The following is a 23,407-nucleotide window of genomic DNA, read 5'->3' as shown; positions in this document are numbered from 1 at the left end:
CGGTGGAGTCCGCCGAGGCCTGAGCCACGGCGGACGTGAAGGGGGCGGTCACCACGTGGTGGCCGCCCCCTTCCGCGTCATCCGGACCCGTTATCCGGACTTCTCCGAACGGAGCAGCAGCAGCGCCAGCACCGTGGTCCAGGTGAACCCGACCAGCAGCGCCGCCCGCTGGTAGAGGCCGCCCACGGCGACCAGCTCCGGGTTCTGCTGGAACCCGGCACTCGCCCACAGGAAGCAGGCGAAGAACACCAGGGCGCTGAGCAGCGAGTACCCGGCCACCACCCACCGGCGCTCGGCCAGGCAGCGCAGGGCGAAGACGACGCAGGCCAGCGGCAGCCCGTAGAAGAACAGCAGGGACGCCCCGTCGTGCACGGCCCCCAGCGGCGTGTAGGCCAGCTCGTGCGGGGTCCCCGGCGGGTACCCGCTCACCGGGTCGGTGCGGAACAGCCCGGCGCCGAGCAGGCCGACCCCGGCCAGGCCCAGGAGCCAGGGGAGCGGCCCCGGGCGCCCGGTGCGGTTCAGCTCCCGGTGCGCGCCGACCGCGAAGGCGGTGAGCAGGGCGCCGGTGAGCAGGAAGTTCAGCACCTGCACCCCGCCCGCCCCGCCGAGCGACAGCGAGCTGACCGGGTGCCGGGCCAGGGAGTATTCGGGGCGCAGGACGCCCGCCAGGGTCGACACCGCGAGGAAGAGGGGACCTGCGGCGACCCCGCACCACAGGAGTCCGCGGGTGGGTGACATGGACATCCTTCGTCGTTGATAGATGGGGACCACCTTAGATTCAGTCCCGTTGGTCCGGAAAGTCCGATCGTGGCCGCCTCCGGACGCCCACCGGTGGCTCCAAATAACGGACTGTTTACGGGGTGTCCGAGTGCGGGTCCGTATATCCGGAACTGCGGAAAGGCCGAAAAGCGCGTCTCGGACACCCGGCACCGCGGGGTTTGGCGGGGCAGGAGTGGGTTTCCGGTTATTCCTCCCGTGCGCTCGGACCAGGGAAATCACCCATCGGATATTACTTCCTGAGAAAAGATCCCGCGGAACCCCGGAAGAATGGAGAACGCGCCCCACGACCCCCGTTTTTCGTGTAGAACTCTTATCAGCACCCCCCACCGGGCGCCCAGCGTTCGGCCGGGGTGTTGCCGCCCGCACACGGTGAGGAAGGGGCGTGTGCGGGCGGCACCCTTGTGCCCGGAACCCGATGTGCCCGGCCCGGCCTTGTGACATCTGTCATCGCCGCCCCCGGTGGATTCCCACACGCGATCGGTGACAACGGCGTCTGTGGCCCCGGCTCCGATTCCGGGAATCTGGAGCCATGACGACGACGAGCACCGAATCCCTCCCCGACCGCACCGCCACCGACGGCCCGGCGGTGGTCGTCCGCGATCTGCACCAGCACTACGGCGCCTTCGAGGCCGTCAAGGGCATCTCCTTCGAGATCCGCCCCGGCGAGCTGTTCGCCCTGCTGGGCACCAACGGCGCAGGCAAGACCACCACCATCGAGACGCTGGAGGGCTTCCGCCGCCCCAGCTCCGGCACCCTGCGGGTGTTCGACACCGACCCCTACGGCCAGCCCGCCGCCCTGCGCGGCCGCACCGGAGCCGTCCTCCAGGGCAACGGCCTGATGGAGGACCTCACGGTCCGGGAGTCCATCACCCTCGCCCACGACCTGGTCTCCCTCGCCCGAGACGTCGACGAACTCCTGGCGCTGGTCGACCTCACCGACAAGGCGGGCATCCCGGTCCGCCAGCTCTCCGGCGGGCAGAAGCGCCGCCTCATCCTCGCCCAGGCCCTGGTCGCCCGGCCCGAGGTCCTCTACCTCGACGAGCCCACCACCGGCATGGACCCCGAGGCCCGCCACACCACCTGGCGGATCATCTCAGAGCTCAAGCGCCAGGGCGTCGCGGTCCTGCTCACCACCCACTACCTGGAGGAGGCCGAGCGCCTGGCGGACCGGCTCGCCATCATGCACCGCGGCGAGATCCGGGTCGAGGGGACCCTGGAGGGAGTCCTCGCCTCCTGGGGCGACCGGATCACCTTCCGGATGCCGGAGGAGGTCGGCACCGACGACCTCCCCGAACTCGCCGGGGCCGAGGCGGCGGTGCAGACCCGCGACGGGCGGCTGTGGGCCACCTACACCGCCACCGGCGCCGACGTCGATTCGCGGGCGCACCGGGTGGTCGCCGGACTCGTCGCCTGGGCCGCCGAACGCGACGTGGTCCTGCGCGGCCTCCAGGTGCGCGGCGCCTCCCTGGAGGACGTGTTCCTCCAGGTCGCCGGCGCCACCGGCCTCACCGAGCAGTAGCCCGCCCCCACACCCGGAGTGAATCCCATGACCACCACCGCCGCACCCGCGACCACCGCCCGCCCGCCCGCGATGAGCCCGGTCCGCCAGACCCTGCGACTGGCCCGCACCGAGTTCACCCTCTTCATCCGCTACAAGACCGCCTGGATGTTCTTCGGCCTGGCGCTGTTCATGTTCGTCGTCCCGATGAACCTGCCCAACGACCCCATCGTGGGCGACATCGGCAGTGCCGACCTCGCCATGATCGCCGCGATGGGCAGCATCGGCCTGATCATCGGCATCGGCCACCCCTCGAACGTGTTCACCGCCCGCCGCGAGTCCCTCGTCCTCAAGCAGATGCGGGTCCACGGGGTCACCCCGGCCGCGCTGTTCGGGGCGGTGATCGTGCTGGTGGTCGCCATGTCCCTGGCCATCGCCGTGCTGGGCGTCGGCCTGATCTACGCCAACTCCGGCTCGCTGCCGGGCGACCCGGTCATGCTGGTGCTCGCGATCACGCTCAGCGCCGTGTCCATGAGCTTCCTGGGCCTGTGCGTCACCCCGCTGGCGCGCACCGCCGAGTCCGCCCAGATGGCCGCGATGGTGCCGATGATGTTCCTGCTCTTCGCGGGCGGCAACATCATCCCGACCACCCTGTTCCCGGACGCGTTCGTCAAGGTCCTGGGCGTTCTGCCCTCCACCGCCGCGGGCCAGCTCGCCCAGGCCTCCTACACCGGCTACGACGTCTTCTCGGGCTATGAGTCCGCGACCCCGGCCGGGTTCGTGGAACTGTGGGTCGCCGCCCTGCCCGCCGTCGGCCTGCTGCTGCTGTGGACGGCCGTGTTCGCCGCGCTGGCCTTCCGCACCTTCCGCTGGGACCCCCGCCAGCCCTGACGCCCTGACGCACCCGGCACCGCCCGCCCCGCCCGGGGCGGGCGTTCCCCATGAGGGAGACTCGGACGATGGACCACGAGACCCCGTCGCCGACCGCGGCCCTGACCGCGGCGCAGCGGCGCCCTCTGCGGACGGCCCGCCTGATGACCGCGTACACCGTGTTCGTGACGCCCGTGATCGTGCTCATGTGGCCCGCCGTCGAGATGCTCCAGACCCGCGCGCACGGGAACCCGGTGTGGCCGCAGGTCGTGTCGCTGGTCCTGCTGACCGCCTCCTGCGCCGCCATGGGCCCGCTCCTGGCCGCCCGGATACGGGGCGACGCGGCCCCGGCCCCGTACCTGTACGCCGCGTCCGCCCTCCTGGCCTGGGCGGGGGCGCTGGTCCTGCGGGTCGATCTCTACATGGTCGCCTCCCTGGCCATCTGGCTGTCGGTGATGCTGCACCTGCACCGCGACCGGCGGTGGTCCGCCGCGCTGGCGGCGCTGACCGCCGTGATCCCGTGGATCGCCTGGCCGTTCCTCTACCCGTACGCCTCCGCCGGGATGTTCGCGGCCGTCTGGCTGGGCGGCGTCCTCATGTGCGTCCTCTTCTACTTCGGCTGCGCCGTTTCCTTCCGGCTGTGGGACATCATCCGGGAGGCCTTCGCCGCCCAGGAGGCCAAGGCCCGGCTGGCGGTGGCCGAGGAGCGGCTGCGGTTCACCCGCGACCTCCAGGACCTGCTGGGCCAGGACCTGTCCGTGCTCGCGGCCCGGGCCGCGCAGGCCGAGCGGGACGTCTCCGCGGACCCGGAGGAGGCCCGCGCCGGGGCGGCCGAGGTGCACGCGCTGGCCCGCGACACGCTGCGCCGGGTCCGGGCGGCGGTCAGCGGCTACCGCGAGCTGGACCTGGCCGAGGAGGTGCGCTCGGTGACGGCGGCGCTGGAGGCCGACGGCACCCGGACCACCGTGGCGGGGCTGGACGGGCTGGACCCCTCCCCGGCGGAGGCCTCCCTGGCCGCGTGGGCGGTGCGCGAGGGCGGCGCCCACGTGCTGCGGCACAGCGACGCCACCCGCTGCCGGATCTCCTTCTCCCGGGACCCCGGCACCGGCCGGGCCGTGGTGGAGGTGGCCAACGACCGGGCCCGGCCCGGAGCGGACGCCGAACCCGGCGTGGCGGGAGGGCTGGCCGAGCGGGTGCGGCGGGAGGGTGGCACACTGTCGGCGGCGCGCACGGAGGACGGCGGTTTCCTGCTGCGTGTGCACCTGCCCGCCGGGACCCCCTTTTCCTCCCCTTCTTCCTCCCCCGACGCCGAGGAGACGCGTTGACCCCCCGCATCGACGGGACCCCCCACACCGACGGGGCCGGCCGCACCGACGGGACCGGCCGCACGATGCGCTTCGCGCGCCTGGTCATCATGCTCTCGATGGGCCTGCTCGCGGTGATGCTGGCGGGCGTCCCCCTGTTCGAGGTCGTCTTCGGCGGGCCGATGTACGACCCGTGGCGCTCGCTCGCCGCGGTGGTCGCGTCGCTCCCCCTGGTGGCGGTGACCCTGCTCCTGCTGCGGGACCGGATCGACGGCCGCCGGGTCCCCGATCCCCGCCTCTTCTGGGCGTCGATCGTCCTGCTCGCCGTCACCGCGGTCCTGATGCAGGACGTGATGCTGACGATGGGCCTGTTCGCCGCCTGGTGGTCCGCGGGGGTGTTCACCGTCCCGCGCCGCCGGGGGATCGCCGTCACCCTGGCGCTGCTGGCCGCCCCGTGGCCGTTCGCCCTCACCGCGCAGGACGGCTTCCCGTTCGTCGTGCACCTGTTCTTCTGGGTCGGGGCCATCCTGTGGGCGCTGCTGATGGCCTCCAGCTCCATGGCCACCATCTGGCTGTGGGACATCACCAAGCAGGCCGTGGAGGGCCAGCACGCCCGGGCCCGGCTGGCGGTCACCGAGGAGCGGCTGCGGTTCGCCCGCGACATGCACGACCTGCTCGGGCACAGCCTGTCGGCGCTGGCGGTCAAGGCCGAGCTGGCCGGGCGGCTCATCGACCGGGCCCCCGAACGCGCCGAGAAGGAGCTGCGCGAGGTCCACGAGCTGGCCCGGGAGGCGCTGGTCCAGGTGCGCGCCGCGGTCAGCGGCTACCGCGAGCTGGACCTGGCCGAGGAGGTCGCCTCGGTGCGCGGGGTGCTGGAGACGGCCGGGACGCGGGTGGAGGTCACCGGGCTGGAGGGGCTGGAGGTCCCCGGCGAGGTCGCCGGGCCGGCCGCGTGGGTGGTGCGCGAGGGCGGCACCAACGTGCTGCGGCACAGCGAGGCCGCCCGCTGCCGGATCGACTTCTCCCTGGTCGGCGGGGAGGGCGACCGGGCCCTGGTGGTGGAGATGTCCAACGACGGCGCCCGCGAGGGCGACGGCGGCAAGGGCAACGGCCTGAACGGGCTGTCCGAGCGGCTGTCGGCGGCGGGCGGCGGGCTGACGGCGGCGCGCACCCGCGGCGACGGGTTCCTGCTGCGCGCCGTGCTGCCCTTCTGACCCCGGCCCGTGCACCCCGACCGTGCACCCGGCCCCTGCACACACGGGCCTGTCCGCGGGCCTTCGGTGGGCCCGGTCCGCCGGTCAGCCGGTCCGGGCCGGACCCTCGGGCGCGGAGATCAGCCCGAGCGCCCGGTCCAGTTCCTCCTGGGCCAGGCGGCGGTCGGCGTGGGCGGCGGCGATGAGCACCTCCGCGTACAGCTCGATCTCGTCGAGCGCGACGAGGTCGTGCAGCGGAGCGGGCCGGTGCGGTTCGAGGGCCACACGCGTTCACCCCCCGGGGAGTACAGAGGTGTCCTGGACGGGATAAGGCCCCCTGAGGAGCGGACGGTGGAGGGCGTGACGACCCGTCCGGAGGACCCGGACCCAGGGTACGTGCCCCCTTCCGGGACCCGCATGACCCGGGAGGACCAGTGCCGGGGTCACCCGGTCCGACCAGGGTGGCGGTACCTTCCGGCCCATCAGTCCCCCTTCTCACACCGCCCGCTCGCTCCCCGTCCGGGGGTCAGCGCCAGGAGACCTGAGCGTGTTCCCTGGCGAGCTGCGCGTAGTGGACGGAGGTGTACTCCAGGACGGCCCGGTCGTCGTCGTTGAGCTCCCTGACGACCTTGCCCGGGACACCCGCCCACAGCGTGTTCGGCGGCACGGTCTTGCCCGGCGGCACCAGCGCGCCCGCGGCGACGAACGCCCCCCTGCCCACCCGGGCCCCGCCCATGACGATCGCGCCGATGCCGATGAGCGAGCCCTCCTCGACGATCGCGCCGTGCACCATCGCCTTGTGGCCCAGGCTGACGCCGTCGTGCAGCTCCACCGGCTGGCCGGGGTCGGCGTGCAGGCCGCACTGGTCCTGGATGTTCACGCGCTCGCCCACCACGATGTCCTCGGTGTCGGCGCGCAGGACCGACCCGTACCAGACGCTGCTGTCGGCGCCCAGCCGGACGCGGCCGACCACGACGGCGCCCGGGGCGATCCAGGCGTCGGGGTGGATCTGCGGGGTGCCGAACCCGGCCTCGCCGATCAGCGGTCCGGTGCCCGCCTCGCGGCCCTCGTTCCCACTGCCCATGTCGTGTCCTCTCTCTCGGTGGAGTGCGCATCGGTGTTCACGGCGGTGCAGAAGGTGGGGAAGTTGACCGCTCCGCCCCCGCGCGGGGATGATCGCGCATACCTTAGTAAGAACGTGATCGGAGGACGCACGCCGATGTCCCCTTCGGGACTCTTGACGGGGTATCACGGCGTGTGCCTACCGTGGTCGTTCGGTCGTCCATAGCGTGACGTTCCGCGCCAGATCGCTCCCCTCGTGCGATGGTGGTTGCGGTGAAAAAGGACACTCGGCTACAGGACGTGCTTTGCACGGACTTGCGGGTGTCCACCGGACAATTGGGTACGGGGCAACTCTCACCTGCTGCGACCTGCAGCCTCTGACGGTGTACAAGGACATGAAAGGCACATGAGCGATATGTTGCCGGGTAGCGGACTGCAACAGGACATGTTCCCGACGGTGCGCAAGGGCGGTTACGACAAGGCGTCGGTCGACGAGCGCTTCATTCGTCTGAACAACGACAACCAGAGTCTGCGCCAGCGTCTCAACCAGATGGACGACGAGCTGGAGCAGTACAAGCGCGACCTGGCGGTCGCTCGGGAGAAGGCGCAGACCAAGCCCGAGCACGAGCAGATCAGCGAGCGCATGGCCGAGATCCTCCGCATCGCGGAGGAGGAGGCCAACGAGCGCCGGGCCAAGGTCGACTCCGAGGTCCAGGAGTCCCGCAAGCGGGCCCAGGAGGAGATCGCCAAGCTCCGCAAGGACGCCGAGGACCACGCCGAGCGCATCATCACCTCCGCGCGCTCGGAGGCCAACGAGATGGTCACCGGCGCCAAGAAGGAGTCGGACCAGCTCCGCGAGCAGGCCAAGCAGGAGGGCGAGCGCCGCCTGGGCGAGGCCGAGGCGCGGGCCAAGAAGATCCACGACACCGCCGACCGCAGGCTCGCGACGCTGACCGCGACGCACTCCGAGGCGCTGCGCCGCCTGCGCGACATGCACGGCACGCTGGCCGACCTGGTCGCGGCGGAGGACAAGGCGGGTGCGCTGGAGACCGGCCTGACCCGCGAGGAGAACACCTCCCCGGCCCCGGCCAAGCCCGCCCCCGCCAAGGCGGCGGAGCCGGCCAAGCCGACCCCGGCCAAGCCGGAGCCGGTCAAGCCCGAGCCCGCCAAGCCCGCGGCCAAGGTCGAGGCCAGGACCGAGGTCTTCACGCCCAAGCCCAAGCCGGAGCCCGCCAAGCCGGAGACTCCCGCCAAGCCCGAGGCCGCCAAGCCCGCCGAGCCGGTCAAGCCCGAGCCCGCCAAGCCGGCGGGCCCGGCCCCGGACGAGGCCACCATCCGGATCACCTCCCTGCCCGAGGTCCCGGACGAGGCCACGGTGCGGATCAAGCCCAATCCGCGTCCGCAGGCCCAGGAGCCCAAGGGCCCCCAGGGCACCGGCCCGCAGGCTCCGCACGGCACCGGCCCGCAGGCCTCCCAGGCCCCGGGCACGGGACCGCAGGCGTCGCAGGCCCAGGCCCCGCGGCCCCCGCAGGGCGCCCGGTTCACCGGTCCCGCTCCGCAGGGCCCCCAGGGCGCTGGCCCCCAGGGCACGGGTCCGCAGGCCTCCCAGGCCCCGCAGGGCACCGGGCCGCAGGCCTCCCAGGCCCCGGCCGCCGACGAGCCGGGCGGCGACCCGGGCATCACCGGCATCTACCGGCGTCCCGAGGGCGGCCAGCCGCCGTCGGGCGAAGAGGGCGTGCGGGTCATCCGCAAGCCGTAGCGCCGACGCCGGGCGCACGACATTCCGGGGTGGGGACCGAGGTCCCCACCCCTGGTGTTTCATGCCCGGTTGTGGGGCGACGTCCGCCTTGTCGCGGGAGGTCGGCTACGATTCCGGAAGCCATGATTATCCGCGCGGCCATCCGGTCCGACCTCGGTGCGATTCTGCGTCTCCTCCGCGAACTCGGCGATACGAACCACACGCAGAGCGCTCACGTCCGCATGTCCTCCGCCTCCGTGCGCGCCTGGACACGGATGGAGAACGACCCGGACCGCACCGTCCTGGTCGCCGAGCAGCGGGGCCAGATCATCGGCACCCTCGACCTGCTGGTGGTCGCCAACCTCACCCACGACGCCCAGCCCTGGGCGGTGGCCGACAACCTCGTCGTCGACCCCAACCTGCGCCGCCGCGGCATCGGCCGGGCGCTGATGGAGGACGCGCTGGACCGCGCCTCCCGGGCCGGGTGCTACAAGGTGGAGCTGCTGTCCCACGAGAGCAGGCACGGCGCCCACGAGTTCTACAAGGCCCTCGGCTTCTCCGACTCCGCCGAGGGCTTCCGCCGCTACCTCTGACGCGTGCTCTTTTGAACCTCCGCCCCGCTTCGGCCCGCCCGTCGCCCACCGCCACCCTCAACGGACGGCCTTCGGCCACAGGCTTTTCCTCGAAGACGTCCGCTACGGGCCTCCAGAACCCCGCCGGCGCCTCACCGCCCCTTGGCCTTGGGGCCGCCGCGCAGCGGCACGCCCCGCATGAACACCACCGCGACCAGGCCCAGCACGGCGATGGGCACACCCGCCAGGAACACCCCCTGCATCGCGTGGTCGAACGCGCCCACGATCACGTCGCGCACCGGCCCCGGCAGCGCGTGCACGAGTTCCGGTGAGCCCTGGGCCGCCCGGCCCGCCCCGGCCAGCTCCTCCGACAGCGCCGCGGCGCCCGAGTCGGTCCCGGCCGCGGCGTCGGCCGCCGCCCGCTCCCGGGCCGCCGCCACCGCGGCGCCCAGCTCGCCGTTCAGCCGCGACACCATCACCGCGCCGAACGCCGCCACACCGGTCGCCCCGCCCAGGTTGCGGAAGAACACCACCGAGGCGGTGCCCGCGGCCAGGTCCGCGACGGGCAGCGAGCTCTGCGTGGCCAGCAGCAGGAGCTGCATGTTCAGCCCGAAGCCCAGCCCCACCAGCGCCTGCCCGACGACCACCGCGGTCAGCCCCGGGTCCAGGGACAGCAGCACGAACCCGGCCACGCACAGGACCATGCCGACGACCGTGTAGGCCTTCCACCGGCCGGTGCCGCTCACCGCGTACCCGGACCCGATCGAGGTGGTCAGGAACGCCGCCACCAGCGGCAGCGTCATCATCCCCGACACGGTCGGGCTCATCCCGTGGACCATTTGAAGGAACTGCGGCATGTAGATGATGAGGCCGAACATCATCATGCCCACGCACACCGACGCCGCCGAGGCCAGCACGAACGTCCGGTCGCGGAACAGCCGGGCCGGGATGATCGCCTCGCGCGCCCGCCGCTCCACGACCACCGCGCCCGCCGTCAGCAGCACCGCGGCGACGCCCAGGCCGATCGCCAGGGGCGAGGTCCAGGCGATCTGGGTGCCGCCCAGGCTGAGCAGCACGATCACGGTGCTGGCCGCCCCGAAGATCAGGGCGGCGCCGGTGTAGTCGACCGGGGCGTCGCGCCGGGGCGTGAACGGCATGGTGAACATGAACTGGATGACCACGAACGCGAACACGGCCAGCGGCACCGTGATGAGGAAGCACCAGCGCCACCCCAGCGGGCTGTCCACCAGGAACCCGCCGACCAGCGGGCCCAGCACCGTGGACACCCCGAACACCATGCCGATGAGCCCGGCGTAGCGGCCGCGTTCGCGGGGTGACACCACGTCGCCCAGGATGATGTTGGGCAGCGTGGCCAGCCCGCCCACGCCCAGGCCCTGGAGGGCGCGGGCGGCGATGAGCCAGTTGATGTCCTGGGCCAGCCCGGCCGCGACCGACGCGACGATGAAGACGCCCAGGGCGACCTGGAACAGTAGTTTGCGGCCCCAGATGTCGGACAGCTTGCCCCACACGGGGGTGGACGCGGTCATGGTGAGCAGGGCGGCGGTCGCCACCCAGGCCAGCCTGTCCTGGCCGCCGAGCTCTCCCATGATCGTCGGCAGCGCGGTGCCGATGATGGAGTTGGTGAGCATCGAGGTGAGCATCGCCAGGACGAGGCCGACCATGATGCGCCGGACCACCCTGCGGGAGGGCAGGACCTGGGCGTGGGGGTCCGGCGGTTCCGGGGTACGGGTGACGGGTGTGGTGCGCACTGCCTGTTCCAACGAGATCTCTCATCCCGGACACACGAAAGGCCCCGCGGCGCACTGCCGGGGGCGGGATGTCCACCTTCAGGTATAGGTAAACGGTGTTGACCTTGTCAAGTCGGTATCACCGGGCACGATTCGGTAGGCGAACGGGCACCGGGGGTGCCAACCTGGAATCCGCACAGTCAGAGCAGGGCCGCCGGAGGGTGTGGAGATGGACGGTACGGACGGAACCGGAAGCGGTGCCGGGCCCGCCCGCGGCCGCGAGGCGACCAGGGCGCGGATCCTGGCCAGCGCGCGGGAACTCTTCACCGAGGAGGGCTACGGCGCCGTGTCCTCGCGCAAGATCGCCGCGCACGCCGGGGTCAACGTCGCCCTGATCAACCGCTACTTCGGGGCCAAGCGCGGCCTGCTCACCGAGATCCTGCGCGAGGACGGCGTGTTCCCCGGCCTCATCGAGGGGGACCGGGACACCCTCACCCGGCGGCTGGCCGAGCACGCGGTGAGCCGCCTGCACGGCGAGAGCAGCGCGCTCCAGCGGGCCCTGGACCACTCGGCGGGCGACCCCGACCTCCAGGCCGTCTACCAGGGGCGCATCACCAGCGCCCTGCTCGACCCGCTGGAGGCCTACCTCGGCGGCGGCACCGACGCCCGCGCCCACGCCTCCCTGGTGACCGCGCTGATGCTCGGCCTCACCCGGGTCCGCCTGGTGGAGGGCGCCACGGCGCTGCGCGCCCAGGCCCGGGAGGACCTCACCCGGCGCGTGGAGGCGCTGCTCGACCTGTGCCTGGAGGACTTCACCGACGACTGACCGTGTCGGTGTTTTTTGCCGGAACGGCAACGGAATTGGCGTTGCCGGGGCCTTGGCGGTGAGGCTGGTCGCGGAGGTGGTCGACGATGACCGATGAGCAGTTCCCCGACACGCCCCCGCCGGAGATGTTCCGCGCGGAGTACTGGGACGAGCGCTTCTCCGCCCCGGAGCGGATCTGGAGCGGGAACCCCAACGCCGCCCTGGTGGCCGAGGCGGCGGACCTGGCGCCCGGCCGGGCTCTGGAGGTCGGCAGCGGCGAGGGCGACGACGCCCGGTGGCTGGCCGAACAGGGCTGGGAGGTGACCGCCACGGACATCTCCGCGGTGGCGCTGGAGAAGGCGGCCGCCCGGGTCGCCGAGAAGTCCCCCGAGGCCGCCGCGCGGATCACCTGGCGGCGCACCGACATCTCGGGCTGGGTGCCCCCGGCGGGCGCCTACGACCTGGTGGCCTCGCACTACCTGCCGCTGCGCCCCGAGCAGCGCACCGGGGTGTTCTCCGGGCTGGCCGCCGCGGTCGCCCCGGGCGGGACCCTGCTGCTGGTCGCCCACGCGCTGCGCGACCTGGCCGACGGGGTGCCGCGCCCGCCGTGGCCGGAGATGTTCCCGGGCCTGGAGGAGATGGCGGCCCTGGTCCCCGGGGACCGCTGGGAGACGGTGACGCTGGAGGAGCGGCCGCGCCCGGCCGTCTACGGCGGCACCGAGTACACGATCCACGACGTGATCCTGCGCGCCCGCCGCCGCGCCTGACCACGGGTGTCCGCCCGCCGTTCCCGCGAACGGCGGGCGTCCGAGCACGGGCCGAAGCGAAGCGGAGGCCCGAAGAGGTGGGGCTAGTCGCGGAGCTTGGCGACGACGTCGATCTCCACCAGGATGTCGGCGAGGTCGGAGCCCACGGTGGTGCGCACCGGGTAGGGCGCGCTGAAGTGCTCCTCGTACACCGCGTTGTACTCGGCGAAGTCGCGCTTGAGGTGCTCCAGGTGCACCGTGGTCTTGACGACGTCGTCCAGGGTCAGGCCGTGCTCGGCCAGGACGGCGGAGATGTTGGCCAGGACCTGCTTGGTCTGCTCCCCGACGGTCGGGGCGACCGCGCCGGTCGCCGGGTCCTGCGGGCCGAAGCCCGCGGTGAAGAGGAACCCGCCCGCGACGATCCCCTGGCTGTAGGCGCCGGCGGGGGCGGGGGCGTTGTCCGTGCGGACCGCCTTCTTGGACATCCGTGATCTCCTTGTGGTCGGGTCTCGCGTGCAGGGCCCGCCTCGTCGATAATGCCTGTACCGGCGTGCTTGCGGATGCACATGCGAATGCGCACACCGGTGCACGCACCGAACGGCGGGGCGGCCTGGGCCACGCTTATTGGCAACAAAGTTATCAATTTTGTTCCCGGAAGCGTATCTTGGCTTCACCGATACCCGGTCGACGACACACCCGGCCGGTCGGCCCCCTTGAGTGGAGGAACAAGTGCAGCCCGAGACCGTATTGGCCGGGGGGCGGGTGGTCGACGGTACCGGCGGCCCCTCCAGGCCCGCCGACGTGGTGCTGCGCGGCGACCGCATCGCCCACATCGTCCCACCCGGCACCGGTCACCGGACGACCGGCATCGGCGGCGGCGGACCCGCCGAGGTCATCGACATCTCCGGGCGCGTGCTGGCACCCGGGTTCATCGACATGCACTCCCACTCCGACCTCGCCGTCCTGGCCGACCCCGGGCACGAGGCCAAGGTCCTCCAGGGCGTCACCCTGGAGGTCGTCGGGCAGGACGGCCTGGGCTACGCCCCCGTCACCGACGACACCGTCGAGGAGCTGCGCGCCCAGCTCGCCGGCTGGAGCGGCACCCCCGACCTGGACCACGCCTGGCGCGGCATCGGCGAGTACCTCGACCGGGTCGACGCCGGGGCGCCCGTCAACGTCGCCCACCTGGTCCCGCAGGGCAACGTCCGCATGGCCGTCCTGGGCGGCGAGGACCGCCCGCCCACCGACGACGAACTCGACCGCATGCGCGCCATCGTCGCCCGCGGCATGGCCGAGGGCGCGCACGGCATGTCCTCCGGCCTCACCTACACCCCCGGCATGTACGCCACCGACGACGAGATCGTCGCGCTGCTGGCCCCCGTCCGCGAGGCGGGCGGCTACTACTGCCCCCACCACCGCAACTACGGCTCCCGGGTGGTGGAGTCCTACCAGGAGTGCCTGGACGTCGCCCGGCGCGCCCAGGTCGCCCTGCACCTGGCGCACTGCCACGTCAACTTCCCGCAGAACCGGGGCCGGGCCCCCGAGGTCCTGGACGCCATCGACGAGGCCACCGTCCGCCACGGCCTCGACGTCACCCTCGACTCCTACCCCTACCGGGCCAGCGCCACCTACCTCGGCGCCCCGCTGCCCAGCTGGGCGCAGACCGGCGGCACCGCCGCCACCCTGGAGCGCCTGCGCGACCCGGCCACCCGCGCCCGCATCCTCCACGAGATCGAGGTGGAGGGCACCGACGGCAACCACGGCGTCCCCATGGACTGGTCCGCGATCGTCGTCACCGGCACCGCCGACCCCGACCTGTCCTGGGCGGTCGGCGCGTCCGTCGCAGAGCTGGCCGCCCGCCGCGGCCGCGAGGCCGGCGACCTGTACATGGAGCTGCTCGTCAAGGACGAGCTGCGCAGCGGCTGCCTGCTCCAGGTCGGCAACGAGGAGAACATCCGCACCATCATGCGGCACAGCTCCCACACCGCCGGCAGCGACGGCATCCTGGTCGGCGCCAAGCCCCACCCGCGCGGCTGGGGCACCTTCCCCCGCTACCTCGGCCACTACGTGCGCGAACTCGGGGTGCTCAGCCTGGAGGAGTGCGTCCGCCACCTCACCTCGCGCCCCGCCCGCCGCCTCGGCCTGGCCGACCGCGGCGCCGTCCACCTGGGCGCGATCGCCGACCTGGTGGTGTTCGACCCCGACACCGTCGACGCCCGCGCCACCTACGACGAACCCCGGCTCCCCCCGGTCGGCATCGAGCACGTCCTCGTCGCCGGGGAGTTCACCGTCCGCGACGGGCGGCGGACCGACCGCCTGCCCGGTCGCTCCGTCCGAAGGGAACGCCGATGAGCACGCCCCCCGAACCCCGGCTCGACGCGGTCTGCGTCGGCGAGACCATGGCGGTGCTGCACAGCCCCCACGCGCTCACCGCCGGGGCGAGCCTGACCCTGGGCACGGGCGGCGCCGAGTCCAACGTCGCCGTCGCCCTGGCCCGGCTGGGGCACACCGCGGCCTGGGTGAGCCGGGTGGGCGACGACCCCTTCGGCCGGATCGTCACCGACGCCGTCGCCCAGTGGGGCGTGGACGTGCGCGGGGTGGCCGTGGACCCCGACCGCCCCACCGGCATGTACGTCAAGGACACCGCGCCCGGCGGCGCCGGGGTCCTGTACTACCGCTCCGGGTCGGCCGCCTCGGCGCTGTCGGCCGCCGACGCCGACCGGGTGTGGTCGCGCGGGGCCCGGCTGGTCCACCTGTCCGGGATCACCCCGGCGCTGTCCGCCCGGGCCGCCGCCCTGGTCGAGCACCTGCTGGCCGGGCACACCGACGACGGCACCCTGCGCTCCTTCGACGTCAACCACCGGCCCGCGCTGTGGACCGCCCGGGCCGCCGCGCCCGTGCTGCTGGACCTGGCCCGGCGCGCCGACATCGTGTTCGTGGGCCGGGACGAGGCCGAACGCCTGTGGGGCACGCCCACCGCGGAGGACGTGCGCGCGGTACTGCCGGAGGTCCCGACCCTGGTGGTCAAGGACGCCGAGCACGGGGCGACCTGCTTCACGGGGGCGGACGCGGTGTTCGAGCCGTCCCCGGAGGTGGACGTGGTGGAGGCGGTGGGCGCGGGCGACGCGTTCGCCGCCGGGTTCCTGTCCGGGCTGCTGGACGGCCTGCCCGCGGAGCGGCGGCTGCGCCTGGGCCACGCGGTGGCGGGGGAGGTGCTGCGCTCGCGCGGCGACACCCTCCAGGACCCGCCCCGGGACGTCGCGGAGATCCGGGCGGGCGGTCCCGTCGGCCGGTGACGCCCTGCCTGTCCGGTGGCGCTCAGCCGATGACGATGGCGCCCGCCAGGACGGGGTCGCCGAAGCTGACGCTGCCGTGCCCGGAGGCGAGCGCGCGGCTGCCCTGGCAGCTGGTCCCGGAGAACAGCGCGAACTTGACCTTGGCCTCGGTGGAGATCCCGGTGACCCCGCCCTGCCCGGTCTTGAGCGCGCGGCAGCCGCCGTGCTCCACGGTCTGCTGGTAGCCGGACTCGAACGTGATCTTCACCGGGGGCGCCTGCTCCTCCCGGCTGGACAGGCCCGCGATGGCTCCGGCGATGGTGGCGGACATGGTGGCGAGGTTCGCGGGGCGAATCGGCACGGGGTTCCCCTTCACGGCCGGTATCGCCAGGCGCGGCGCCCGGCGAGGTCCTGATCACGTTCTGTCACGTGGCTACAGGGGTCATTTAGCTACACGCGCGCGGCGAACCAGGGGAGCGCCGCCGGAGTGTCGGCGGATTTCTCCAGGTGGGAGCCGTACTGTCGACGGACAAGTCGGGGCCGGATAGGATTTGCCGGGATACGGCCGGTGACACGAGGTGAGGGGGCGACGTGGTCAACACGCTGTTGCTGTTCCTCGCCGAGCTCTTCCTCATTGGACCCGGACCCGACGCCCTGCCCTCGACCGTCCCCGTGGCGCTGCTGTTCGTCGCGGTGGGCGCCGCCGTCGCCTGGTACCTGGCGTACGGCTCCGCGGCGGTCCCGGCGGGCGACACCACGGCCGGGCGGACGGGCGCGATGCGCCGCCGCTCGGAACGGTCGGCGATCCCGACCCTGCGCGACCCCGACGCGGCGGGCAGGCCCCGTCCCAGGGCGCCCGGCGCGGCCCTCTAGCGGCCGCCCGACACCCGACCCCGTCGTTCCCGAACGCCCCTTGCGTTTCAGCGGCCCGGGGCGTTCCGGGCGGCCCGACGTCCGTTCTTCTCCTCCTGGACGAAGGGTCCCTTCCACCGTGTACTCCGTGTGGCCGATCTCGGCCGTCATGTCCCTGCTCACCGCGGTCCTGACCGCGCTCACCGCGTTCTTCACGCCGCTGGCCGGGGAGCCCGCCGCGGCGCTGGCCGTGGTCGGCCTGACCGTCGCCGTCCGCCTGCTGCTCCTGCCCCTGGGGGTGATGCAGGTGCGCGCCGAGAAGGTCCGGACGCGCCTGGCGCCCCGGATCGCCGAGATCACCGCCAAGCACCGCAACGACCCGCAGAAGATGGTGGCCGCCCAGCAGAAGGCCTACGCCGAGGCGGGCACCTCGCCGCTGGCGGGCTGCCTGCCCTCGCTGGCGCAGCTGCCGGTGGTCATCGCCCTGTACGGGGTGTTCATCGGCCAGGGCCCCGGGGGCGGCGGGCTGCTGGAGCACACCCTGGCCGGGGTGGCGCTGAGCGCCACCCCGCTGGGGGCGGGCGCGCCGGGCCTGGCGGTGTTCGGCCCGCTGCTGGTCCTGCTGGCGCTGGTGGCGTGGGCCTCGCGCCGCTTCCTGCCGATGCCCGCCCTCACCCCCGAGGCCGAGCGGATGGCCCGCGGCCCGATCTCGTACCTGCCGTTCATGACGGTGGTCATCGCGGTGTTCGTGCCGCTGGCCGCGGGCCTGTACCTGCTCACCTCGGGGGCCTGGGCGCTCGGGGAGCGGGTGCTGCTGCGCCGGGTGCTCCCCGAGCCCGCGGTTCCCGCCGCCGGGCGCTGACCGGTCCTCTCGCTAGAACGCGACGCTGACGCAGGCGAGGCGGTCGCCCGCGGTGCCCGCCTCGCCGTGCTCGGTCGCGGTGTGCTTCTCGTGCAGGACCAGCGAGTTGGCCTCGCCCTCGCGGAACTCCCACGGCACGGTGGCGCTGACCGTGACGGCGCCGGTGTCGTCGGTGGTGAAGTCCAGCCAGACCTCGTTCTCGGGGTTGGCGTAGTCCGGGTCGGTGGAGGGGTTCTCCGCGTCGGCGGCCGGGTCGGGCTCGTTCTGGTAGTGCGGCCCGGCGTCCTCGGGCCTCTCCCCGCACGGCTGCGTGTGCACGTGCGCGCCGAAGTCGCGGTCGGCCTCCAGGCCGGTCCCGGTGAACTGCACGAACGTCGAGCCCTCCTGGGCGCGCACCTGCACGTCGGAGGTGGCGCCCTCGGGCACGGCGGTCTCGTCGTAGGTGATGGCGGCCCGGCTCTCGCCCGGGACCATGAAGATCCCGGCGGTGACGCTGGGGGAGGCGGTGGGCTGGACGCCGGCCGGGCTCTGCGGGGAGTCGGCCCCGTCCTCGCCGGTGCCCCCGGAGCACCCGGTGGCGAGCAGCGCGGTCAGGGCCAGGACCCCTGCGGCGAGCGGTGGCGTGCGCATGACGGAACTCCCGATGGTTTCTCGACGGTCGTCCGCAAGATAACCCATGGCGATGAGTGCATCGCTGTGAGTGCGGATTCGGGGTGTTGTGGGGGAAGGGAAACGCGTCCTGAGATTGACTTCCTCCTCTCCTTGAAGGGAGGGGAGTCCGATACGCGCTCGCGCGCCTATGAGCCCTGAGGCTCGGCCCTCGCGGGCCCGGTTTCCTGTTTCGTCGCCGACCGCGGAAGGGAGGACCCCTGCCGTCTCACGCCGGCTCCGCAGGCCTACCCCGGGTCTTGTTCCCGGAGCACGGCACGTCCTGCCGTAAGGATGTTCTTCGCCGCGTTGAACTCACGGTCGTGCCGTGTGCGGCAGTGCGGGCACGTCCAGAACCGGGTGCCCAGCGAAAGATGCTTCAACAGGTGCCCGCAGTCCGAGCACGTCTTGGACGAGGGGAACCACCGGTCGATGACCACCAGGGTGCGACCCTGCCGTTCGGCCTTGTACTCCAACTGGCGGCGGAACTCACCGAAGGCGGCGTCCAGCACCGCCCGGTTGAGCCCCGCCTTCTGCCGCACCCGCCGACCGGGAACCTCGGAGGTGCCGCGTGCGGAAGCGGTCATGCCCCGCACGTTGAGGTCCTCGATCGCGATCACCTTGTGGGCGCGCACCAGGTGGGTGGTGGTCTTGTGCAGGAAGTCGGCGCGGGCGTGGCGGACCTTGCGGTGCGCGGCGGCGACCTTGCGCCTGGCCTTGCGGCGGTTGTTGGACCCGCGCTGTTTGCGGGCCATCCGGCGTTGGTAGCGGGCCAGATTCTTGGCTTTGCGGGCCAGGTGGCGGGGGTTGGCGATCCTCTCCCCGGTGGACAGGGTCGCGAAGTCCTTCACACCCAGGTCGATGCCGACCTCGACCCCGGACCCGGGTGCGGGGGCCGGGTCGTCGGTGTCCACGGCGAAGGTCACGTACCAGCGCCCGTCCGGCTCCCGGGACACCACCACCATGGTCGGGTCCAGGGCTGCGAGGTCGACGTCCGGCCAGGACCACGCCACCCGCACAGGGTTCCGGTGTTTGGCCAGGAACAGTTCGCCGTTCCTGACGCGGAACGCCGATCGGGTGTAGTGCGCCGACTGGCGGCCGGTCCGGGTTTTGAACCGCGGGTACTTGGCACGGCCCGCGAAGAAGTTGGAGAACGCCGTGTGCTGATGCCTGAGCGTCTGCTGGAGCGGTACCGAGGACACCTCGGACAGGAACGCCAACTCCTGGGTCTTCTTCCACCCGGTCAGCGCGGCGTCGGTCTGCTTATAGGTGATCGTCTCGCCACGCCGGTGGTAGGCGGTGTGGCGCTCGGCCAGGGTCTTGTTCCACACCAGGCGCACGCACCCGAATGTGCGGCCCAGTTGGGCTGCTTGTTCGGGGTCGGGATAGGCCCGGACCTTGTACGCCGTCCGCATACGGCAGAATTTACACCAAGGGGAGGCATGAGTAAGGCAGAACGGAAAAGTGCGGATGGGCTGTCCGAGATTCCTCCCGGCCTCCTTGGCACTCGGGATCGTACCGCTCGGAATCCACCACAGCACCATGTACCATCCGCGCCGGCCGCGGGTGCGGCGGGAGCGGAGCCGGGTGGGAGACTGGACGGGACCACCGACCCCGTTCGAACAGGCGACATGCGGACGATCAGAAGCGACGGCGAGCACGAGCTGGAGATCAAGCGCTCCCGCTTCCTCTGCGCCCTGGCCCGGGTGGCCGACGAGGAGGCCGCCCGGGAGTTCATCGCCCGGCGGCGCAAGGAGCACTGGAACGCCACCCACAACTGCACCGCGTACGTCCTGGGCGAGGACGGCGGCGTGCAGCGCTCCAGCGACGACGGCGAGCCCGCCGGGACCGCCGGGGTGCCCATGCTCGAAGTGCTGCGCCACCGGGGGATGACCGACACCGTCGCCGTCGTCACCCGCTACTACGGGGGCGTCAAGCTCGGCGCGGGCGGCCTGATCCGCGCCTACGGCAACGCCGTGTCCGCCGCCATCGACGCCGTCGGGGTGCTGGAGCGCCGCCGCCTGCTCGTGGTGGACGTGTTCGCCGACTACGTGATCGGCGGGCGGCTGGAGAGCGATCTGCGCGACTCCCGGTTCCACGTCCGCGGCGTCGACTACGGGGGGCGGGTGCGTGTGGAGGTGGCCCTGCCGGAGGCGGAGCTCTCCGAGTTCGAGGTCCTGCTGGCCGAGCTCACCGGAGGGAGGGCCGAGCTGGAGGTGCGCGGCAGCACCGTCGTCGACGTGGAACCCTGAGCCGCGCGGTTCACGGCGGCGTAACGACCGGTGGCCGTGTGTATCGGCACGCCGGGACCCGGCTTAGGATTTGCCGTAAACGTCATCGTTCGTGGGGAGAAACCGTTCATGCGCAGCTCACGGGTGCCCCAGGCCCTCACCTGCGGCCTCGCGGCGCTGCTGGTCGCAGCGTGCAGCGGCGAACCCGCCCCCGCCCCGGTCGAGCCGGAGGCCGAACCCGCGCCGGTCCCCACCGAGTTCGAGGGCCAGGCCCCGCCCGGGATCGAGGGTGAGGTGCTGCGGGTCCTGCACGGTGACGACGCCGACGCCCACGAGATCTTCGCCGACCCGCTGGGGGTGCGGATCAGCGCCGTCGGCGACGCCTTCCTGATCAGCTCCGGGGGCGAGGACCGCCACCTGCTCCAGGACGCCGCCACCGGCGCCGACCTGTGGGAGGGCGAGGCGCGCTTCCGCGGCTTCGACACCGACCTGGCCGGTGCCCCGGTGCTGCTGATGTCCGGCGAGGAAGCGTTCGTCCTGGACGCCGCGGGCGCCGTCCTGTGGGAGCCGGACGAGGAGGGCGACCTCTACCTGGACGGGGTGGGGGTGCGCCGCCCGGACGAGTGGTCGGCGGAGGAGCCGTACGGGGAGTACACGGTCCTGGACACCGACGGTGCGGAGCTGTGGGCGTACGAGTTCGCCGCCCCGCCCGAGGAACCCACCGAGGAGCCCGCCGACCCCGAGGACACCGACGGCGAGGAGGCCGAGCCCGAGCCCCAGGAGTTCGGCGTCCCCGTCACCGCCTGGGACGGGGCCGTGCTGCTCGCCTCCGGCGGCGGCGCCCTGCACGCCCGCTCCCTGGACCCCGGGGAGCCCGGCGAGGAGCTGTGGACCCTGGACGCCGGTGACGAGGACCTGGGCCTGACCGGCCTCGCCCCGCTGCCCGTCCCGCACGTGCTGGGCCTGTTCCCGCTGCCCGCCCCCGGGGACGGAACCGCGGACGACGGGACCGAGGACACCGAGGCCACCGACGAGCCCGCCACCGGCGACGACGTCCTGCTGGTCCGCTGGAGCAGCGCCGAGTCCCCCTCCGTGCTCTCCGCCCACGACCCCGCCGACGGCGACGTGCTGTGGACCCTGGAGGAGCCCGGCCCCAACCCGGTCGGCGGCGCCTACGACCCGGCCGGGCCCGCGGGCGGCCTCTACGACACCGCCACCGGGACCTTCCTGCTGCCCCAGGCCAGCGGCGCGGCCACCGCCGTCGCCGTCGACCTGGCCGCCGGCGAGGTGCTGTGGGGGCTGGAGGAGGAGGACGGCGCGTTCTCCCCGGCCTTCGCCCACGCCGGGTTCATCTACGGCGCTTCCCGGGGCGGGGAGTCCGACTCCCAGGTGGTGCTGGACGCCCTCGACATGGACGTGGTCGCCGACGACCTGACCGCCCACGTCGAGGCGGTCACCGACGGCGGGCACGCCATCCTCGTCCAGGGCCGCCAGCGCTTCGTCTACGGCCCGCCCCCGCAGGAGGACCCGGAGCCGTCCGAAAGCCCCTCGGAGAGCCCTTCCGAGTCCCCCGCCGACGACCCCAGCTGACCCGCCCCGCCGCCGGGACCGCCGCGGCGGGCTACGCCCCCCGGCGGTCCGGGTACCGGACCACGATCTCCAGCCCCAGCGCGCCCGTGTCCACCGCGCCGTCGTCGCGCGCCCACCACTGGCGCCGCGCCGCCTTGGACTCGCCCATCGCCACCACCAGCAGGTTCGGCGCCAGGTCCAGCAGAACGTGCTCGTCGGCGGCGCTCAGCGGCCGCGGCACCACCACCGCCTCGAACCCACCCGGTTCGGGCACCGTCCCCTGGATCGGGTCCGGGGCGGACACCACCGGGATCGTGTCCGCGATCAGCGTGTGCAGCGGCCGGTCCGGGCGCAGCACCCGCACCCGCACCCCGGCGGCGTGCAGGCCGTCGCCCAGCACCCGCACCACGTCCGCCGACACCCCGGTGTCGCCGCCCACCGCCAGCAGCCCGCGCATCCGGGTCAGGTCCAGGTGGACCAGGGCGTCGCCGCCCTCCTCCTGACCCAGGCACACCAGGACGCCGCGCACCGGTTCGCGCACCGCCGTCATCGCGGCCGTCGCGAAGTGCACCGGCGCCGCCGAGCGCCCGCTCCCGTACCGCCAGGTGGTGGTGTCCACCACCCGCCACGACGACATCGGCGGCGTCGCCCCGGCCGGGACCACGGCGCTCACCCCCGCCTCCGAGGTCAGCAGCGCCACCGGCCGGGCCGGGACGTCCGCGGGGGAGGCCAGCAGCTCCGCGTGCGCGGCCGCGGCGCGGCGCGCGGCGCCGGGGTCGGCGGCCACCGCCTCCGTCGCGGCCCGCCGCCGCCTGGCGGCCACCCCGGGCCGGGTGGGCCTGCGCTTGGGCGTCCGCTCCGCCCGGGCCTTCCCGACCGCCCGGAACGGCCAGGTGATCCCGCGCAGCACCGGCTCCCAGAACAGGGTGAGCAGCGTCAGCAGCACCAGGACGACGGCCCCGGCCACCAGGATCCGCGGGTCGATCCTGGGCTTGTCGTCCGCGTTGAGGTCCACCACCTCGCCCTGCACCGTGGGGGAGGCCCCGTCCTCGGGCGGGGGCGTGTACGCGGGCGGCGGCGGGGGCGGCGTGGGCGGGGTCTCGCCCAGCGCCAGGGCGTTCTCCACCGCCACCACGCACAGCGGGTCCCGGCCGGTGTAGACGTTCTCGCCCCCGGAGTCGAACGGCACCACCAGGCGCCACTCCGGGAGCACCGCCCGGTCCTCGCCCAGCGCGCCGCCGTCGGCCTGGGTGCGCCCGGCGTTCAGCTCGTAGATCTCCGCCGAGCGCGCGGGGTCGTCCAGGATGAGGCCCGCGATCGAGTCCAGCCCGGGCGACCCCTCGGGCACCACGTAGTAGTACACCTCCGGGCAGATCGCGTAGGGGTCGGCGGTGTCCGCGGCCACCGGGCCCGCCGGGGCCAGGGCGAACGCCGCGGCCAGCGCCGCCGTGACCGTCGCCGCGCGCGCCGACGGAAGACGTGTGGGGGTCACTCGCTCTACTCCTGTGGCTGTCCGTGGGGGTCGTGAGGGGAGATGACGCGTGGGACATCCCGGTTCGTCCGAACCGGTCACACCCTGGGAGCGTCTGTTCACTTGTGGACGTGGCAGTCTATGATGACGGATTCGCGGAGACCCTCGTGCCCCCGGGCCCCG

22 protein-coding genes and 1 pseudogene are annotated in these 23,407 nt (G+C 73.3%); 14 read left to right on the top strand and 9 right to left on the bottom strand.

Annotation, left to right across the window (positions count from 1 at the left end):
• Window positions 1-90: 90 nt before the first annotated feature.
• On the bottom strand, window positions 91-738 hold the full coding sequence (locus ACJOT3_RS16760) for a DUF998 domain-containing protein (RefSeq protein WP_406973763.1): 648 nt from the start codon (window positions 736-738) through the stop codon (window positions 91-93).
• 571 nt (window positions 739-1,309) lie between these two features.
• Here ACJOT3_RS16760 and ACJOT3_RS16755 point away from each other — a divergent pair.
• The 4 genes from ACJOT3_RS16755 (at window position 1,310) to ACJOT3_RS16740 (ending at window position 5,666) form a co-directional block, all read left to right on the top strand.
• On the top strand, window positions 1,310-2,299 hold the full coding sequence (locus ACJOT3_RS16755) for an ABC transporter ATP-binding protein (RefSeq protein ID WP_406973761.1): 990 nt from the start codon (window positions 1,310-1,312) through the stop codon (window positions 2,297-2,299).
• A 27-nt stretch (window positions 2,300-2,326) separates the two neighbouring features.
• The gene (locus ACJOT3_RS16750; protein WP_406973759.1) at window positions 2,327-3,169 is read left to right on the top strand and encodes an ABC transporter permease; all 843 of its coding nucleotides are present in this window, start codon (window positions 2,327-2,329) and stop codon (window positions 3,167-3,169) included.
• A 68-nt stretch (window positions 3,170-3,237) separates the two neighbouring features.
• Window positions 3,238-4,473: a sensor histidine kinase gene (locus ACJOT3_RS16745; RefSeq protein ID WP_406973757.1), complete on the top strand. Its 1,236-nt coding sequence runs from the start codon at window positions 3,238-3,240 to the stop codon at window positions 4,471-4,473.
• Window positions 4,470-5,666 (top strand): sensor histidine kinase, encoded by a 1,197-nt coding sequence (locus ACJOT3_RS16740; protein WP_406973755.1) that lies wholly within the window; start codon window positions 4,470-4,472, stop codon window positions 5,664-5,666. The genes ACJOT3_RS16745 and ACJOT3_RS16740 overlap by 4 nt, the downstream gene beginning before the upstream one ends.
• 84 nt (window positions 5,667-5,750) lie before the next feature.
• Here ACJOT3_RS16740 and ACJOT3_RS16735 read toward each other — a convergent pair whose 3' ends face one another.
• Both ACJOT3_RS16735 and ACJOT3_RS16730 read right to left on the bottom strand, forming a co-directional pair.
• Window positions 5,751-5,930 carry a hypothetical protein gene (locus ACJOT3_RS16735; protein WP_406973753.1) on the bottom strand — a complete coding sequence of 60 codons (180 nt, stop codon included), beginning with the start codon at window positions 5,928-5,930 and terminating at the stop codon, window positions 5,751-5,753.
• Between the two features lie 241 nt (window positions 5,931-6,171).
• Complete coding sequence (locus tag ACJOT3_RS16730; protein WP_406973751.1) at window positions 6,172-6,729, bottom strand: gamma carbonic anhydrase family protein; 558 nt, start codon at window positions 6,727-6,729, stop codon at window positions 6,172-6,174.
• 393 nt (window positions 6,730-7,122) lie between these two features.
• Here ACJOT3_RS16730 and ACJOT3_RS16725 point away from each other — a divergent pair, with 393 nt between their 5' ends.
• Window positions 7,123-8,466, top strand: coding sequence for a cell division protein DivIVA (locus tag ACJOT3_RS16725; RefSeq protein ID WP_406973766.1), 1,344 nt, complete (start codon window positions 7,123-7,125; stop codon window positions 8,464-8,466).
• A 122-nt stretch (window positions 8,467-8,588) separates the two neighbouring features.
• Complete coding sequence (locus ACJOT3_RS16720) at window positions 8,589-9,038, top strand: GNAT family N-acetyltransferase (protein WP_406973749.1); 450 nt, start codon at window positions 8,589-8,591, stop codon at window positions 9,036-9,038.
• Window positions 9,039-9,169: 131 nt separating this feature from the next.
• On the opposite strand, the gene ACJOT3_RS16715 is transcribed toward ACJOT3_RS16720, so the two are convergent.
• The gene (locus tag ACJOT3_RS16715) at window positions 9,170-10,786 is read right to left on the bottom strand and encodes an MDR family MFS transporter (RefSeq protein ID WP_489685962.1); all 1,617 of its coding nucleotides are present in this window, start codon (window positions 10,784-10,786) and stop codon (window positions 9,170-9,172) included.
• 208 nt (window positions 10,787-10,994) lie between these two features.
• Here ACJOT3_RS16715 and ACJOT3_RS16710 point away from each other — a divergent pair, with 208 nt between their 5' ends.
• A complete protein-coding gene (locus tag ACJOT3_RS16710) occupies window positions 10,995-11,591 on the top strand; it encodes a TetR/AcrR family transcriptional regulator (protein ID WP_406973747.1) in 597 nt (198 codons plus the stop codon).
• Between the two features lie 86 nt (window positions 11,592-11,677).
• Window positions 11,678-12,337 (top strand): class I SAM-dependent methyltransferase, encoded by a 660-nt coding sequence (locus ACJOT3_RS16705; RefSeq protein WP_406973745.1) that lies wholly within the window; start codon window positions 11,678-11,680, stop codon window positions 12,335-12,337.
• A gap of 83 nt (window positions 12,338-12,420) precedes the next feature.
• Here ACJOT3_RS16705 and ACJOT3_RS16700 read toward each other — a convergent pair whose 3' ends face one another.
• Entirely contained in the window at window positions 12,421-12,801 is a 381-nt protein-coding gene (locus tag ACJOT3_RS16700; RefSeq protein ID WP_406973743.1) for a RidA family protein, read from the bottom strand.
• Between the two features lie 244 nt (window positions 12,802-13,045).
• Between ACJOT3_RS16700 and ACJOT3_RS16695 the strand changes: the two genes are divergently transcribed.
• Window positions 13,046-14,668 carry an N-acyl-D-amino-acid deacylase family protein gene (locus ACJOT3_RS16695; RefSeq protein ID WP_406973741.1) on the top strand — a complete coding sequence of 541 codons (1,623 nt, stop codon included), beginning with the start codon at window positions 13,046-13,048 and terminating at the stop codon, window positions 14,666-14,668.
• Window positions 14,665-15,612, top strand: a complete 948-nt coding sequence (locus ACJOT3_RS16690; protein ID WP_406973739.1) for a sugar kinase — start codon at window positions 14,665-14,667, stop codon at window positions 15,610-15,612. Before ACJOT3_RS16695 ends, ACJOT3_RS16690 begins: the two co-directional genes overlap by 4 nt.
• Before the next feature lie 22 nt (window positions 15,613-15,634).
• Here the strand turns inward: ACJOT3_RS16690 and ACJOT3_RS16685 are convergent, their stop codons facing one another.
• On the bottom strand, window positions 15,635-15,952 hold the full coding sequence (locus tag ACJOT3_RS16685; protein ID WP_406973737.1) for a hypothetical protein: 318 nt from the start codon (window positions 15,950-15,952) through the stop codon (window positions 15,635-15,637).
• Window positions 15,953-16,182: 230 nt separating this feature from the next.
• Here ACJOT3_RS16685 and ACJOT3_RS16680 point away from each other — a divergent pair, with 230 nt between their 5' ends.
• Window positions 16,183-16,464: a DUF6412 domain-containing protein gene (locus ACJOT3_RS16680; protein ID WP_406973735.1), complete on the top strand. Its 282-nt coding sequence runs from the start codon at window positions 16,183-16,185 to the stop codon at window positions 16,462-16,464.
• Between the two features lie 118 nt (window positions 16,465-16,582).
• Window positions 16,583-17,305: a YidC/Oxa1 family membrane protein insertase gene (locus tag ACJOT3_RS16675; protein ID WP_406973733.1), complete on the top strand. Its 723-nt coding sequence runs from the start codon at window positions 16,583-16,585 to the stop codon at window positions 17,303-17,305.
• Window positions 17,306-17,317: 12 nt separating this feature from the next.
• Here the strand turns inward: ACJOT3_RS16675 and ACJOT3_RS16670 are convergent, their stop codons facing one another.
• Window positions 17,318-17,935, bottom strand: coding sequence for a superoxide dismutase family protein (locus tag ACJOT3_RS16670; RefSeq protein ID WP_406973731.1), 618 nt, complete (start codon window positions 17,933-17,935; stop codon window positions 17,318-17,320).
• A 167-nt stretch (window positions 17,936-18,102) separates the two neighbouring features.
• A pseudogene (locus ACJOT3_RS16665) lies at window positions 18,103-19,368 on the bottom strand (RNA-guided endonuclease InsQ/TnpB family protein).
• Window positions 19,369-19,584: 216 nt separating this feature from the next.
• On the opposite strand from ACJOT3_RS16665, the gene ACJOT3_RS16660 reads away from it, so the two are divergent.
• On the top strand, window positions 19,585-20,205 hold the full coding sequence (locus ACJOT3_RS16660; RefSeq protein WP_406973729.1) for a YigZ family protein: 621 nt from the start codon (window positions 19,585-19,587) through the stop codon (window positions 20,203-20,205).
• A gap of 108 nt (window positions 20,206-20,313) precedes the next feature.
• Window positions 20,314-21,774 (top strand): outer membrane protein assembly factor BamB family protein, encoded by a 1,461-nt coding sequence (locus ACJOT3_RS16655; RefSeq protein WP_406973727.1) that lies wholly within the window; start codon window positions 20,314-20,316, stop codon window positions 21,772-21,774.
• A 31-nt stretch (window positions 21,775-21,805) separates the two neighbouring features.
• Here ACJOT3_RS16655 and ACJOT3_RS16650 read toward each other — a convergent pair whose 3' ends face one another.
• A complete protein-coding gene (locus ACJOT3_RS16650) occupies window positions 21,806-23,245 on the bottom strand; it encodes a hypothetical protein (RefSeq protein WP_406973725.1) in 1,440 nt (479 codons plus the stop codon).
• Between the last annotated feature and the right edge of the window lie 162 nt (window positions 23,246-23,407).

Source organism: Nocardiopsis protaetiae, from assembly GCF_045446735.1.
GTDB lineage: Bacteria > Actinomycetota > Actinomycetes > Streptosporangiales > Streptosporangiaceae > Nocardiopsis > Nocardiopsis protaetiae.
The sequence above is the reverse complement of the archived record's forward strand: the minus strand, read 5'-3'. Positions and strand labels throughout refer to the sequence as shown.

Bases quoted from the DNA above. Each gene is read 5' to 3' on its own strand.
- ACJOT3_RS16760 (WP_406973763.1), bottom strand. From the start codon at position 738: ATGTCACCCACCCGCGGACTCCTGTGGTGCGGGGTCGCCGCAGGTCCC.
- ACJOT3_RS16755 (WP_406973761.1), top strand. From the start codon at position 1,310: ATGACGACGACGAGCACCGAATCCCTCCCCGACCGCACCGCCACCGAC.
- ACJOT3_RS16750 (WP_406973759.1), top strand. From the start codon at position 2,327: ATGACCACCACCGCCGCACCCGCGACCACCGCCCGCCCGCCCGCGATG.
- ACJOT3_RS16745 (WP_406973757.1), top strand. From the start codon at position 3,238: ATGGACCACGAGACCCCGTCGCCGACCGCGGCCCTGACCGCGGCGCAG.
- ACJOT3_RS16730 (WP_406973751.1), bottom strand. From the start codon at position 6,729: ATGGGCAGTGGGAACGAGGGCCGCGAGGCGGGCACCGGACCGCTGATC.
- ACJOT3_RS16725 (WP_406973766.1), top strand. From the start codon at position 7,123: ATGTTGCCGGGTAGCGGACTGCAACAGGACATGTTCCCGACGGTGCGC.
- ACJOT3_RS16720 (WP_406973749.1), top strand. From the start codon at position 8,589: ATGATTATCCGCGCGGCCATCCGGTCCGACCTCGGTGCGATTCTGCGT.
- ACJOT3_RS16710 (WP_406973747.1), top strand. From the start codon at position 10,995: ATGGACGGTACGGACGGAACCGGAAGCGGTGCCGGGCCCGCCCGCGGC.
- ACJOT3_RS16705 (WP_406973745.1), top strand. From the start codon at position 11,678: ATGACCGATGAGCAGTTCCCCGACACGCCCCCGCCGGAGATGTTCCGC.
- ACJOT3_RS16700 (WP_406973743.1), bottom strand. From the start codon at position 12,801: ATGTCCAAGAAGGCGGTCCGCACGGACAACGCCCCCGCCCCCGCCGGC.
- ACJOT3_RS16690 (WP_406973739.1), top strand. From the start codon at position 14,665: ATGAGCACGCCCCCCGAACCCCGGCTCGACGCGGTCTGCGTCGGCGAG.
- ACJOT3_RS16670 (WP_406973731.1), bottom strand. From the start codon at position 17,935: ATGCGCACGCCACCGCTCGCCGCAGGGGTCCTGGCCCTGACCGCGCTG.
- ACJOT3_RS16660 (WP_406973729.1), top strand. From the start codon at position 19,585: ATGCGGACGATCAGAAGCGACGGCGAGCACGAGCTGGAGATCAAGCGC.
- ACJOT3_RS16655 (WP_406973727.1), top strand. From the start codon at position 20,314: ATGCGCAGCTCACGGGTGCCCCAGGCCCTCACCTGCGGCCTCGCGGCG.